The sequence below is a fragment of the Synechococcus sp. SYN20 genome, assembly GCF_014279555.1.
In the GTDB taxonomy this organism is placed as follows: domain Bacteria; phylum Cyanobacteriota; class Cyanobacteriia; order PCC-6307; family Cyanobiaceae; genus Synechococcus_C.
Genome location: NZ_CP047959.1, coordinates 229,375 through 241,461 on the forward strand (window position 1 = coordinate 229,375; position 12,087 = coordinate 241,461).

Consider the following 12,087-nt stretch of genomic DNA (forward strand, 5'->3'; position numbering starts at 1 on the left):
TGGGCTTTCTCGAACGAAGAGTTCCTTCGCTGTCTTGAGCACTTCGGTCTCGTGACGACTGCCCGAGGCTCAACTTCCTCCGCTGAGTTTGTGTTTGTGCTGTTACCCCCAGTGAGGCTTTTTTGAGCGCCCTGGTCACGTTGTTGCTGTTGGCGCTGGCGATCGCCTGTTTCATCGGCGGTTGGCTCGCGCCTGAGCTGGTGGCCTTATTGGCTGCAGGCCTGCTGATGGCCACAGGGGTGCTCACGCCCAATGAAGCGCTGGCTGGCTTTGGTAGCCCTGCCCTGATCACCCTGGTGGGTTTGTTTGTGCTCTCCAATGGATTGCTCCACAGCGGTGCCTTGGATCGCTTGCGTGAATTGCTGGCCTCGCCACGGATCCGCAACCCCAGCCAGTTGATGCTGGTGTTTGGCTTTGTTGTGGCGCCGATTTCCGGCTTCATTCCCAACACGCCGATCGTGGCGATCTTGCTGCCGGTGGTGCAGGGCTGGTGTCAGCGCCGCGGGATCAGCCCGTCGCGGGTTCTTATGCCTCTTTCGTTTGCCACCCTGATCGGCGGCACGATCACCCTGATTGGTACCTCCACCAGCCTGCTCGCCAGTGATGTGGTGTCCCGGTTGGGTTATGGCTCCTTCGAGCTGTTTTCCTTCACTGCAGTTGGCATTCCGGTGTGGCTGATCGGTGCCTGCTATCTGGTGATTGCTGGCCGTGGCTTGCCCGATCGCGGCGATCAAAGCGACGACAACCTTCAGGCTTTAAGCCGGGATGGCTACCTCACAGAAGTTGTGATTCCGCAGCGCTCTCCGCTCTGTGAGGTCACCCTGCATGAGAGCCGTTTGCAGCGCCGCTTTGACGTGGATGTGCTCGATGTGCACCGCGACGGCCAACGCCTGCAGCCCCCTCTGGCTCAATTGCGCTTGCAAGCATCTGATCGCTTGCTGTTGCGCTGCAGCCGCCAGGAGCTGTTGCGCTTGCAGCAAGACCGGATGGTGGATCTCGCCGGCACCCTGCTCGCTGAAGAGCTCCCCCACATCCGCCATGCCGAAGTGTTGGTGCCGGCCGGCTCTTTGCTGGCCGGTGCCACGCTGCGCGAGCTGCGCTTTCGCCAGCGTTTCAATGCCACGGTGCTGGCGGTGAACCGTGCCAACAGCACCCTGCGCGATCGCCTGGGACGGGTGGTCTTGCGCGAGGGAGACATGCTGCTGCTGCAGGCCCCACTCGATGCCCTGCGCGGCCTCCAGCAATCCAGCGATCTGGTGGTGCTCGATCAACTCGACGACGATCTGCCCTCCACCCACCGCAAGGGCTTGGCGATCAGCGTGATGCTCGCGGTGTTGCTGCTCGCCGGCTTCAAGGTGATGCCCCTGGTGGCGGCGGTGCTCGTGGGTGTTGGGGTGTTGGTGATCGGGAAGTGCCTCGATGCCGGAACGGCGCTGCGCTCGATTCGCTGGGATCTCTATCTGCTGCTGGGTGGCTTGTACAGCTTCAGCGTGGCTTTGCAGAAAACGGGACTGGCCGATCAGGCGGCCTCAAGTTTGCTCACGCTCTTGCAGCACAGTTCCGCCTACGTGTCGTTGTTGGTGATCTATGCAATCACCTTGGTGGCCACCGAACTGCTCAGCAATGCGGCCGCCGTGGCCCTGGTGTTGCCGATCGCCGCTGCTGTGGCCACCGGCTTGGGGCAGCCGCCGATGTTGTTTGCCACCGCTGTGGTGTTTGCGGCTAGCCAGAGCTTCCTCTCGCCGATTGGCTACCAAACCAACCTGATGGTCTATGCCCCTGGGCGCTACCGCTTTCTGGATTTTTTCCGCTTTGGTTGGCCGCTCTCGCTGGCCTACACCCTGATGGTGCCGCTGCTGTTGCTTTGGCTGGCTTAGAGCTCCAGTAGTCCAGGCGGCGGGGTGAGCAGCAACCAGCCCTCCTCCAGCTGCACCTCCGGCACGATCGCCTCCACAAAGGGAACCAACACCGTTTTTCCGCTTTGCAGCTTGATCTCCAGCAGGTCATTGCCGCCGCTGATCAGGTTGCTCACCGTGCCGATCGGTTCATCACTTCCGGCCAAGCGCGCCTCTAAGCCCACCAGATCGAGCAGGTGAAACTCACCATCGGCCAGCTCGGGCCGGTCTTCTGCGGGCACCAGCACGGTGCAGCCCACCAGCGCTTCTGCACTGGCGCGGTTGTTCACGCCTTTTAAACGCACCACATAGAGGCTTTTGCCTGGCAGTTGCCGGCCCTCGAGCAGCTCCACTTCTTTTGGCTCTGATCCTTTGATTTGCAACCAACGCGGACCTGGTTCCGTGAAGCGCTCCGGGAAATCACTGGCCGGGTTGAGGCGTAGCTCGCCCCGTAACCCCTGAGCGCCCACCAGCGTTCCCACCGGTAGCCAATCGTCTGCGCTGTTCGGATCAGCTGAGCTGGGTGACGGAGTGGAAGTCATCATTCGATAATGGATCCACGACTGCCCATTTCTCGTATGGCCTCCGCCGCCCTGATCCTGCCTGGCGCCACGGTCACCGTGGTCGACGCTCGTTCGATCTATGCCGGCTACACCGGCTTTGTGCAGCGCATCAGTGGCGACCGCGCCGCCGTGCTCTTTGAAGGCGGCAACTGGGACAAGCTCGTGACGATGCGCCTGAGCGATCTCAGCGCCTCCTGATCTGGTGTCGTTGCGTCTGCACTTACGGAAGATTGTCCTTGAGGCAGACACCCGGGCTGGACGTGTCTACAACCTGATCATCTTCGGCACGATTCTGCTCAGCGTGGCTGGCCTGTTGGTGCAGCCCCATCCCTTGCGGTTGGCAGCGCCGGGGGAAGTGCCCAGTTGGGTGGGGCAACTCGAACATGGTTGTTTGTTGGTGTTCATCGCCGACTTTTTGCTGCACCTGTGGGTGTCGCCCAGGCCGCGCAAGTACTTGTTCAGCTTTTACGGCCTGATTGATGTTTCAGCCGTTCTGTTCTTTTTCGTTCCCCAGATCAGCAGCGGCCTGATTCTCTGGATCTTCAAATTTGGGCGGGTGCTGCGCGTGTTCAAGCTGCTGCGCTTTCTCGATGAAGCCCAGTTGCTGGGCAATGCCCTAAAAGCCAGCGCCCGTCGCATCGGTGTGTTTTTGTTTTTTGTGGTGATGGCTCAAGTGGTGCTCGGCTACTTGATGGTTCTTGTGGAAAGCAGCCATCCAGAAACCCAGTTCCAGACCGTTGGCCAAGGGGTGTATTGGGCGATCGTCACGATGACGACTGTTGGTTATGGAGACATCGTTCCCCAAACGGTGCTCGGCCAATTGCTGGCTGCTGTGGTGATGCTGCTGGGTTTTGGGATCATTGCGATCCCAACGGGGATCATCACCGTGGAAACGATGCAGCAGGTGCGCCGCGGTGATCGCAGCTGCCTGAGTTGTGGAGCGCAGGTCCACCGCAACAAAGCGCTGCATTGCGATCAGTGCGGGGCAATGCTGCCGCCCCTATCGGCGTGATGCGCGATGGCGTTCACCATCTGAGTCCAGCACCGGCAGAAGATCCGCATCCGCCGCGATGCTCTGATCGCGAAACACGTCCGGTGAAATCTCCAACGTGCCAACAACTGTCGCGACTCGGATCCCAATCTGGGCTCATCGAGGAGCCACCAGATCATGACCTCGGTATCAAGCAGTCAGAGCATCAACTGTTGAAAAGTTGGCAATCTGCTGGTCCACGGCCTCCCCAAACGCTTCATCCACTTGGGAGGCCTGAAGGCAAAGAGTGGCAAGACCTCCAGGTTTCTTCAATCCAGCCGTAGGAGCGCAGGGACTCAACTTCACTTCAGCCTTGCCTTCGGCGGGGTTCTTGTTCAACTCTTTGCCTCAGCTGGTTTGAGTTTGAGAGCTTGATGGAACGCTTGCAAGAGTTGCTTGTTGCATCGCCGCTTTGGCTGCCTGCTGCTCCGCTTGGCGCCGCGATCCACCCCAGGCTTCTGCCCTTGGGCTGTTTTGGTCTTGGATAAACACCTGGCAATGAAAGCGCCTGGGGTCGCCATGGCGGTGGCTGATTTCGGTGCAGGCGTAGGTCGGTAACCCCAGCCCCTGGGCTTGGGTCCATTCCTGCAACGCCGACTTGCTATTTCCGCGGTGGGGATCGGCGAGCACATCGTCACTGGTTTCCCGCCAATAGGGCGTCAGCCACGTCTGCACGGGAGACACCTTGCCGCTGATCCGGTAGAGCGCACCGATCAGGGCTTCGCAGTGCTCGGCGCGGAGGGTGGTGCGAGCTGCTCTATCACCGCTTGCTTTTGCTCCCAGCTTGATGAGCGCTTCGATGCCGATTTTGCTTCCCAGCTCCGCCAACCAACGGTCGCTCACCAGCTGTGCCCGTAAGGCAGAGCGTTCCCCCACAGGCATTTGCGGGTGTTCGGATTCGATGAAATCTGAGGCCGCCAGTCGTAGCACCGCATCACCGAGAAACTCCAGCTGTTCGTGATGCCGCGCGAGCCCTGTGGAGGTGTGGGTGAGGGCTTCGTCGAGGTGCTCCAACTGCTCCCGGTTCAATTCTTTGTGGTTGGCAGTGCTCGAATCGCCAACCAGCTGGCGCCAGAGCTCTTGCAGTTGCTGTTCACGGTCGGGAGTGATCACAGCAACTCCTTCGGATGCGAATGCCTTGTTTTTAGCTGCTCATTCCTGTTGACGCAGCCTGAGGGAACAGCAACAAAGAGGGTTGAAAGCAGGACATAAGCCGGGTTCTGTTCACCCTTCCAAGGAAGGGGGGTGATCATCTATCTGGGATCGCCGTTACCGACGACCTCGAGCGGCGCACTCTGGCGGAACGGGGAAGATGGCCACCCGTCGTTCCTTGGCCTTGCTCCCAGCCGGGGTTTACCGAGCCAGCACCTCTCGATGCTGCTGGTGCGCTCTTACCGCACCTTTGCACCCTTGCCTGTGCCGGCGGAACCGGCCATCGGCGGTGTGTTTCTGTGGCACTCTCCTCACGGTCACCCGCACTGGGCATTACCCAGCAAGCCTGGCCATCGGGGAGCCCGGACTTTCCTCAATCGATGACTGCAGCCCGAAGGCAACACCCATCCATTGCGATCACCTCGCCTACTTTCAACCCCCATAATGGCCTTTGAGGGGCTGTAGCTCAGCCGGATAGAGCGACGGTTTCCTAAACCGTAGGTCGTGGGTTCGAGTCCCGCCAGCCCCGTGACTCACTGTCATTGCTTCCCTCCTCTTGGGACCTTCAGAAACCCTTGCGCTCTAGAGCGTCGGTAAGCCGAGTGATGGCGGAAGCCAGTTGAGCTTGGGGGTCAGGCTTTGATTCCTCGATCACTTCTTGCTTCCGCTTTGAGGCCTCAATTGATTTCACAATCAAGAAGCACACAAAGGCGATCACGAGGAAATTGATGATCGCAACAATCACGGTTCCTGCAGGCCAGGCATTGATCGAGTCCACATTGGCTGCCTTGAGTGCAGGTTCAAGCGCATTGGTCATCACTAAGGTCACAACAGAGCCAACGACCTTGCCGAATGCACCTGCAATCACAACGGCAATGGCGAGATCAACAACGTTGCCTTTGTTGATAAAAGCTTGGAAGTCTGCAAATAAACCAGGCTTGCGAGTCATGGAAGGCGTGAATTGATTCCTATTGAATAGCCATCAGGGCGAGCTTTATCAGCCCTTGGAAACAAATGGATCGATTGTCTTGGAGTGAGGGGGTAGCCAGAGGCCCAACCCTCGTTATTTTTGGTGGTGTGAACCGGTTCCATGACCCAGCTTCACGAGCTTCGGCTGCGGCTTTTGGTTCAGCAGGAAAGCGAGCGCATCGCTGCCAGCCAGCCAACAGACCTTGATTTGTCTGTGGTGCAAGCGCGTTGCCTCTGTTGGCTCGCCCTCTTGGCGGAAGCCCATGAAGATCAGGCCAGTGATGCTGAGAGTCGTGGAGACACCGAACAAGCGATGGGTTGGTTTGCTGATTCCATGCGTTTGCGCGATGCGCTCAATGTGGTGAGCTCGATCGAGATTCCGCTTCCAGGGGTTGTGGACAGGGAAGGAGATCCGTTCGGTGATCAGCTTGGTGATCGGTCTGGGTTCGATCAGGATCCACCGCTAGCGGCCTGATTAGGTGCGATGATGGTCAATAACTGAGGGTCTGCTTTGCCTGAAGAGCCCTGTCAGTGTCCTGACTGTCAACGCTTCTATCGAGAGCACGACCGTCTGATCAGAGAGTCACCAACGTTGCGTCAGCAGCAGGAGCTGAGTTGGGCGGCGCTTCAAGCTTTCCGAACCTTGTCTGGTCGTGTGCTGGAGGATCTCCAAAAGCAACATGGCACTCCTGAGGCTGACGCCCAAACCCATGCCACCCCGATGGGTGGTGGAGAAGAGCCTGCTGATGCAATCCATCAGGCGATGGCTGATCTAGAAAATATCAATGCTCATTTGTTTTCCATCGAAGCGTTGATGGAGCGCATCTTTGATGTGCGTGTGCCCGACGATATTGAACAGAAATTTAGGGAGCTGGCTGGTGAGCTCGCCCCAGACCCCCTGAATGCTGATCGGTTGCGTTTAAATCGCCTGTTGCACCAAACCCCTGATCTTCCTGATCGCAGCTGAACTATCTGAGATCAATGCCTTTCAAAAAAAGCCCTCGCGAGAATCGCGAGGGCTTTTTTTGAAAGGCATTGCCCTGCCACTAATCAATGCACATCGCAGGTGATCTCTACCGGCATGGGCTCAACCTTCCAGATGTCACGGCAGTAGTCACGGATCGAACGATCCGAGGAGAAGAAGCCGCTTCTGGCGCTGTTCAACACCGACATCCGGTTCCAGTGATGGCGATCGGTCCAGGCCAGGCTTACCGCATCTTGAGCGCGCAAGTAATCGGCGAAATCAGCCATCACGAAGAAGGGATCATTCCCCGTGAGGTTGTCGATCAGAGGACGGAACAGCTCACCATCGCCATTGCTGAAGTGACCCATCTCCACCAAGCGAATGGCCTCAGCGAGCTCAGGAACTGACTCCACCACTTCCCAAGGCCTGTAACCGCTTTGCTTGAGGGCAGCAATTTCTTCCACGGTTTTGCCGAAGAGGAAGAAGTTTTCTGCACCCACGTGCTCACGGATTTCCACGTTGGCGCCATCGAGGGTGCCAATCGTCAGTGCTCCATTCATCGCGAACTTCATGTTGCCGGTGCCGGAGGCTTCCTTGCCGGCAGTGGAGATCTGTTCGGAAAGATCAGACGCGGGATACACCTGTTCGCCCAGCTTGACGTTGTAATCAGCCAGGAACACCACTCGCAGTCGTCCGTCCATATCCGGATCAGCATTGATCGTTTCGGCGATGCCGTTGATGAAGCGGATGATCAACTTGGCCATGTAATAGCCAGGTGCTGCCTTGCCTCCAAAGATCACCGTGCGTGGTGCCATGCCATCGGCCTGGCCGTTTTTGATCCTGAGGTACTGGGTGATCACCTGCAGAGCGTTGAGGTGCTGGCGTTTGTACTCATGGATCCGCTTCACCTGCACGTCAAACAGGCTGGATGGATCCACCAACACGCCCGTGTTGCGGTGGATGTAAGTCGATAGCTTGCGCTTAACCGAGAGCTTGGTGTCTTCCCAATGCGTTAAGAAGCCAGTGTCGTTTTGGCGATCCTCAAGCTTGCGCAGAAGATCCATGTTGGTGACCCAGTCGGGGCCCACATGCTCATCAAGCAGGGAGGCGAGTCCAGGATTGGAGAGTGCAACCCAGCGCCTAGGTGTGACGCCATTGGTCACGTTGGTGAATTTTTCGGGCCAGAGCTCTGCGAATTCAGGCATCAGCTGCTCTCGCACCAAGTCGGAGTGGAGCGCCGCTACCCCATTCACGTGGTGGGCGCCAATGGTGGCGAGGTGGGCCATGCGGATCGACTTACCCCCCTCCTCATCAATAATTGAAAGCTTGCGCTGAATCGCCTCGTTGCCGGGGTAGCGCAAGCGCACCTGCTGCAGGAAGCGTCGGTTGATTTCGTAAATCAGCTCGAGGTGCCTGGGTAACAGGCTTCCAAACAGGTTGAGGTCCCATTTTTCGAGTGCCTCGGGAAGCAGAGTGTGGTTGGTGTAAGCCACGGAACGGCGGGTGATGTCCCACGCCTTATCCCATTCCATGTGGCGATCATCGATCAGCAGACGCATCAGTTCTGCGACCGCGATGGCGGGGTGGGTGTCGTTGAGCTGAACAGTCCAGTACTCAGGGAAGTCGTCAACGGACAGCCCACGGTTATCGAGGCTGCGCAACATGTCCTGAAGGGAGCAGCTCACAAAGAAGTGCTGCTGTTTCAGGCGTAGACGCCGGCCTTCATCGGTGCCGTCGTTCGGGTACAGCACTTTGGAAAGGGTTTCGCTGCCCACCTTCTCTTCCACAGCGCCGTAGTAATCGCCAATATTGAAGGCGTAGAAGTCGAAACTTTCTGTGGCATCGGCGCGCCAGAGGCGAAGGCGATCGCAACTGTTGACGCGGTAGCCGAGTACCGGTACGTCGTGGGGCACACCAATCGCGTGATCCGACGGGATCCAGCGCGAGCGGTAGTTGCCTTTGTCGTCGAGGTAGCTCTCCGTGCGGCCGCCAAAACCCACAAAACAGGACTGATCGGGTTGGGGCAGTTCCCAGGGCCAACCCCCCTTCAGCCACTTGTCAGTGACCTCAACCTGCCAGCCATCGCGGATCAGTTGGTCAAAAATTCCAAATTCGTAGCGGATGCCATAGCCCGTGGCCGGAATTTGCAGGCTTGCGAGAGATTCCATATAGCAAGCGGCTAAGCGACCCAGTCCGCCATTACCCAAGCCTGGCTCTTCTTCAACCTCAATGATCTGCTGAAGGGATTCAATCCCGAAGCGTTTCACGGCTTCTTCCGCTTCGTTCTGAATTCCAAGGTTGAGCAGATTGTTGGCCAGTTGTGGGCCGATCAGGAATTCTGCTGAAAGGTAGGCCACCGTTTTATGTGGTTGAGCCCGAATTGCCTCCAAACTGGCCAGGTATCGCGTCATCAGCCGATCGCGCACGGCGTAGCTCAGGGCCATATAAAGGTCATGGCGGCTGGCGGATGGTGCAAGTTTGCCCAACGTGAAGAACAGGTGCTCTGTCATGCCGTCGAACACGGCATCAGCATCCAACCCGGCCCGCTCTGGGTCAGCGTGGCAACCAGGAGTTGGAAGGCGAAGATCGAGGGGTTCGGAGCTGCTCATGGAGAGAGAAATATGATTTTTGCTTTTTGTATTGGGACATTTTGGTGGACTTGGGCAAAGAAAGCTTGAAACGGTGCAGGAACTGTGACCGAGGCGTCCCTTTTGTTGCCATCAGCAAGCAGTCGTTCGTAATGCGCTGCCACTCACCTTGTTTGCCCTTATGGTCCCGCTGAGAAAACATGCCGATTCTGATGCTCGCTGCCGCGATGCCACCCGTTCTCACGCCGCTAATGGCTGAACTGTCTGCCCACGATCTCGAGATGGCGGAAACCCTCATTGGGGTGGGTCGCTTCATGCTGATTTTCGTGGCGGCGCGAGCGCTGGGCGAAGTTTTGGTTCGACTCCAGCTCCCCACGATTTTGGGAGAGCTTTTGGCTGGTGTCCTGATCGGCGCCTCTGGTTTGCATCTTTTGGTGCCGCCTGAAACGCAAGTGGAGCTCAGTAATGGCTTGGTCAGCCTGCTCAGTTCCCTGGGCAATGTGCCCCCCGAATCGGTCACGGAGCTTTACAACGAAAGTTTCCCAGCGCTGGAATCCGTGGCGCAGCTGGGTCTGTTTGCCCTGCTGTTCCTCACCGGTTTAGAGAGTGAGCTCGATGAGCTGATCGCCGTTGGAACCCAGGCGTTCACCGTGGCTGTAGCGGGTGTGGTGTTGCCGTTCGCCCTGGGGACGTGGGGGTTGATGGCCATTTTCCACGTCGAAGCGATTCCGGCGATTTTTGCAGGGGCGTCGATGACCGCCACCAGCATTGGCATTACCGCCAGCGTGTTTGGAGAACTCGGATATTTGAAAACCCGTGAGGGCCAGATCGTGATCGGTGCGGCCGTTCTCGATGACATCCTCGGCATCGTGATTTTGGCTGTGGTGATTGCCTTGGCCTCCGGCGGAAGCTTGGAAATTGGTCCGATCCTCAAGCTCGTGGCGGCCGCCGCTGTGTTCGTTGTGGCGGCGATTGGCTTGAGCCGCACGGCAGCCCCCGCGTTCGACTGGCTGATCGACAAACTCAAGGCACCGGGTGAGGTGCTGGTGGCCTCATTCGTAATCCTCGCGCTGTGTTGCTTTACAGCTACAGCGATTGGTCTGGAGGCCGCCCTTGGCGCCTTTGCGGCTGGCCTGATCCTCAGCAGCTCAAAGCACAATCACGCCATTCAGCAGGCGGTGCTGCCGATCGTGACCTTGTTCGCCACGATCTTCTTCGTGCTCGTTGGTGCTGGCATGGATCTGTCAGTAATTAACCCGTCGGATCCCGCCAGCAGAACCGCCTTGATCATCGCCGCCTTCCTGTTTGTGGTTGCGGTGATCGGCAAGATTGCTTCTGGTTGGGCTTTTGTGAGCAAGCAACCCACCCGCCGCCTGGTGGTGGGGCTTGGAATGATGCCCCGTGGAGAAGTGGGTTTGATTTTCCTGGGCCTTGGCACTAGCGCCAAGCTTCTGTCTCCGTCGCTCGAGGCGGCGATTCTGTTGATGGTGATCGGCACCACCTTCCTGGCACCGGTGCTTCTCAGGTTGGTGATTGGTGGAAACAAGCCCGATGACGACGACACGGTGGATGGCGATGTCGCAGCGGATCCCATTGGTTTGATCTAGTCCTCTTGCCCGCGGGCCACCACGAGAAACAAACTCCAGCCAATGGTGATTAAGGCCAGGCTGGAGGCCCAGCCTGGACCGAGCGCCCAGGCCAAGATGAGTTGGGTGATCACACCCACAGCAAGGGCGAGCAAAAGACTGCTGATCACCAACGCGGCCTGACGCCAGGCCCCAGTGAGGGGGCTTGCCTCAAGGCTTGCCTCCAGTCGTTGCAGGGGGCCACTAAGCGGCAGGTAGAGGGCAAGCGCCCAAAACAGGCCTCCGCTGAGCGTGCTGCTTTGCAGCAGGGGCCCCATCTCGTAAGTGTCCATCGTTGGCAAGTGCCCGGCGCTGCGGAGGAATGAACAGGATGCCTAGCATCGCTGCCCGACGAACAGAGAGTGGTGGGCGAGACCTGGTGGCAGTTTGAAAACCATGCGGTGCATGGTCTATGCCAGATGCCTGATCAGCCTGAGGCCGCGGCTCAGGCCAAAACGCGACCAGCGCTGTTGCTTGTGCATGGTTTTGGCGCTTCTACCGACCATTGGCGCCACAACATCCCCGTGCTGGCAAGCGAATACGAAGTGCATGCACTTGATCTCCTTGGCTTCGGCCGCAGCGCCAAACCAGCAGGGCTCACCTACGGCGGTGCGCTCTGGTGCGATCAGTTGGTGGCCTATGTCCAGGAGCGGATCGGTCGCCCCACCGTGATTGCTGGAAATTCGCTCGGGGGGTTTGCCGCCTTAGCGGCTGGGGCCGCTTTAAAGGACCAATCGGCGGGTGTGGTGCTTCTCAATGCCGCTGGCCCCTTCAGTGATGAACAGCGCGCGTCGCCCAGTGGCTGGGGCTCCATCGCTCGCCGAACGATTGGTTCAGCCCTGCTCAAAAGCCCAGTGCTGCAACGGGTGTTGTTTGAGAATTTGCGCCGGCGCTCCACGATTCGGCGCACCCTCAATCAGGTGTATGTCGATCGCACCAACGTCGACGACGCCCTGGTGGAGGCGATTCGTCTTCCGTCGCTGGATCCTGGTGCTTTTGGGGTGTTTCGCACTGTCTTTGATATTCCCAGCGGTCAACCTCTCGATGAGTTGTTTGCCCAGCTTCAATCGCCACTGTTTTTGCTCTGGGGGATCCGTGATCCCTGGATCAATGCCGCCGGACGCCGGGCAAGCTTTCAGCGCCATGCTCCGGAGAACACCCATGAAGTGGTGTTAGAAGCTGGCCATTGTCCCCATGATGAGGTCCCGGATCAGGTGAACAAGGCCTTGCTCGATTGGCTGGGTTCCCTGCAAAGCCAACCCATGAAAAGTCTCCAAGAGGATTGAAACCATGGCTGCGCG

The 12,087-nt window shown here is 58.4% G+C and carries 13 protein-coding genes, 1 tRNA gene and 1 other RNA gene; 8 read left to right on the plus strand and 7 right to left on the minus strand.

The window, feature by feature from the left end; translation table 11 throughout:
• The first annotated feature begins 122 nt into the window (after nucleotides 1–122).
• Nucleotides 123–1,877 (plus strand): SLC13 family permease, encoded by a 1,755-nt coding sequence (locus tag SynSYN20_RS01155; protein WP_186524399.1) that lies wholly within the window; start codon nucleotides 123–125, stop codon nucleotides 1,875–1,877.
• Here SynSYN20_RS01155 and rimM read toward each other — a convergent pair.
• On the minus strand, nucleotides 1,874–2,437 hold the full coding sequence (gene rimM / locus SynSYN20_RS01160) for a ribosome maturation factor RimM (RefSeq protein WP_186524400.1): 564 nt from the start codon (nucleotides 2,435–2,437) through the stop codon (nucleotides 1,874–1,876). The two genes, SynSYN20_RS01155 and rimM, sit on opposite strands and share 4 nt — an antisense overlap.
• A gap of 36 nt (nucleotides 2,438–2,473) precedes the next feature.
• Between rimM and SynSYN20_RS01165 the strand changes: the two genes are divergently transcribed.
• Together SynSYN20_RS01165 and SynSYN20_RS01170 are read left to right on the plus strand one after the other, a co-directional pair.
• Complete coding sequence (locus tag SynSYN20_RS01165) at nucleotides 2,474–2,656, plus strand: NAD(P)H dehydrogenase subunit NdhS (RefSeq protein ID WP_186524401.1); 183 nt, start codon at nucleotides 2,474–2,476, stop codon at nucleotides 2,654–2,656.
• 4 nt (nucleotides 2,657–2,660) lie between these two features.
• A complete protein-coding gene (locus tag SynSYN20_RS01170) occupies nucleotides 2,661–3,470 on the plus strand; it encodes an ion transporter (RefSeq protein ID WP_186524402.1) in 810 nt (269 codons plus the stop codon).
• 168 nt (nucleotides 3,471–3,638) lie between these two features.
• Here the strand turns inward: SynSYN20_RS01170 and SynSYN20_RS01175 are convergent, their stop codons facing one another.
• From SynSYN20_RS01175 to rnpB, 3 genes are all read right to left on the minus strand, one after another.
• Complete coding sequence (locus tag SynSYN20_RS01175; protein WP_186524403.1) at nucleotides 3,639–3,827, minus strand: hypothetical protein; 189 nt, start codon at nucleotides 3,825–3,827, stop codon at nucleotides 3,639–3,641.
• A 9-nt stretch (nucleotides 3,828–3,836) separates the two neighbouring features.
• Nucleotides 3,837–4,601 carry a ribonuclease III gene (gene rnc, locus SynSYN20_RS01180; protein ID WP_186524404.1) on the minus strand — a complete coding sequence of 255 codons (765 nt, stop codon included), beginning with the start codon at nucleotides 4,599–4,601 and terminating at the stop codon, nucleotides 3,837–3,839.
• 81 nt (nucleotides 4,602–4,682) lie between these two features.
• Nucleotides 4,683–5,073: RNase P RNA component class A (gene rnpB / locus SynSYN20_RS01185), an RNA gene on the minus strand.
• Between the two features lie 22 nt (nucleotides 5,074–5,095).
• Here rnpB and SynSYN20_RS01190 point away from each other — a divergent pair.
• Nucleotides 5,096–5,169: transfer RNA gene (locus SynSYN20_RS01190), tRNA-Arg, on the plus strand.
• Between the two features lie 36 nt (nucleotides 5,170–5,205).
• Here SynSYN20_RS01190 and mscL read toward each other — a convergent pair.
• The gene (gene mscL / locus SynSYN20_RS01195; RefSeq protein ID WP_186524405.1) at nucleotides 5,206–5,589 is read right to left on the minus strand and encodes a large conductance mechanosensitive channel protein MscL; all 384 of its coding nucleotides are present in this window, start codon (nucleotides 5,587–5,589) and stop codon (nucleotides 5,206–5,208) included.
• A gap of 141 nt (nucleotides 5,590–5,730) precedes the next feature.
• On the opposite strand from mscL, the gene SynSYN20_RS01200 reads away from it, so the two are divergent.
• A complete protein-coding gene (locus tag SynSYN20_RS01200; RefSeq protein WP_186524406.1) occupies nucleotides 5,731–6,084 on the plus strand; it encodes a hypothetical protein in 354 nt (117 codons plus the stop codon).
• 36 nt (nucleotides 6,085–6,120) lie between these two features.
• Nucleotides 6,121–6,576, plus strand: coding sequence for a hypothetical protein (locus tag SynSYN20_RS01205; RefSeq protein ID WP_186524407.1), 456 nt, complete (start codon nucleotides 6,121–6,123; stop codon nucleotides 6,574–6,576).
• A gap of 83 nt (nucleotides 6,577–6,659) precedes the next feature.
• On the opposite strand, the gene SynSYN20_RS01210 is transcribed toward SynSYN20_RS01205, so the two are convergent.
• Nucleotides 6,660–9,182: a glycogen/starch/alpha-glucan phosphorylase gene (locus SynSYN20_RS01210; RefSeq protein WP_186524408.1), complete on the minus strand. Its 2,523-nt coding sequence runs from the start codon at nucleotides 9,180–9,182 to the stop codon at nucleotides 6,660–6,662.
• A 191-nt stretch (nucleotides 9,183–9,373) separates the two neighbouring features.
• Between SynSYN20_RS01210 and SynSYN20_RS01215 the strand changes: the two genes are divergently transcribed.
• Complete coding sequence (locus tag SynSYN20_RS01215) at nucleotides 9,374–10,768, plus strand: cation:proton antiporter (RefSeq protein ID WP_186525362.1); 1,395 nt, start codon at nucleotides 9,374–9,376, stop codon at nucleotides 10,766–10,768.
• Here the strand turns inward: SynSYN20_RS01215 and SynSYN20_RS01220 are convergent.
• Nucleotides 10,765–11,079, minus strand: a complete 315-nt coding sequence (locus SynSYN20_RS01220) for a hypothetical protein (RefSeq protein WP_186524409.1) — start codon at nucleotides 11,077–11,079, stop codon at nucleotides 10,765–10,767. The two genes, SynSYN20_RS01215 and SynSYN20_RS01220, sit on opposite strands and share 4 nt — an antisense overlap.
• Nucleotides 11,080–11,205: 126 nt before the next feature.
• Here SynSYN20_RS01220 and SynSYN20_RS01225 point away from each other — a divergent pair, with 126 nt between their 5' ends.
• A complete protein-coding gene (locus tag SynSYN20_RS01225; protein ID WP_255476404.1) occupies nucleotides 11,206–12,072 on the plus strand; it encodes an alpha/beta fold hydrolase in 867 nt (288 codons plus the stop codon).
• Nucleotides 12,073–12,087: the final 15 nt, after the last annotated feature.

What these genes read in the sequence shown, in the direction of transcription:
- rimM (WP_186524400.1), bottom strand. Translation starts at nt 2,437, where the DNA reads ATGACTTCCACTCCGTCACCCAGCTCAGCTGATCCGAACAGCGCAGAC.
- SynSYN20_RS01165 (WP_186524401.1), top strand. Translation starts at nt 2,474, where the DNA reads ATGGCCTCCGCCGCCCTGATCCTGCCTGGCGCCACGGTCACCGTGGTC.
- mscL (WP_186524405.1), bottom strand. Translation starts at nt 5,589, where the DNA reads ATGACTCGCAAGCCTGGTTTATTTGCAGACTTCCAAGCTTTTATCAAC.
- SynSYN20_RS01200 (WP_186524406.1), top strand. Translation starts at nt 5,731, where the DNA reads ATGACCCAGCTTCACGAGCTTCGGCTGCGGCTTTTGGTTCAGCAGGAA.
- SynSYN20_RS01210 (WP_186524408.1), bottom strand. Translation starts at nt 9,182, where the DNA reads ATGAGCAGCTCCGAACCCCTCGATCTTCGCCTTCCAACTCCTGGTTGC.
- SynSYN20_RS01215 (WP_186525362.1), top strand. Translation starts at nt 9,374, where the DNA reads ATGCTCGCTGCCGCGATGCCACCCGTTCTCACGCCGCTAATGGCTGAA.
- SynSYN20_RS01220 (WP_186524409.1), bottom strand. Translation starts at nt 11,079, where the DNA reads ATGGACACTTACGAGATGGGGCCCCTGCTGCAAAGCAGCACGCTCAGC.
- SynSYN20_RS01225 (WP_255476404.1), top strand. Translation starts at nt 11,206, where the DNA reads ATGCCTGATCAGCCTGAGGCCGCGGCTCAGGCCAAAACGCGACCAGCG.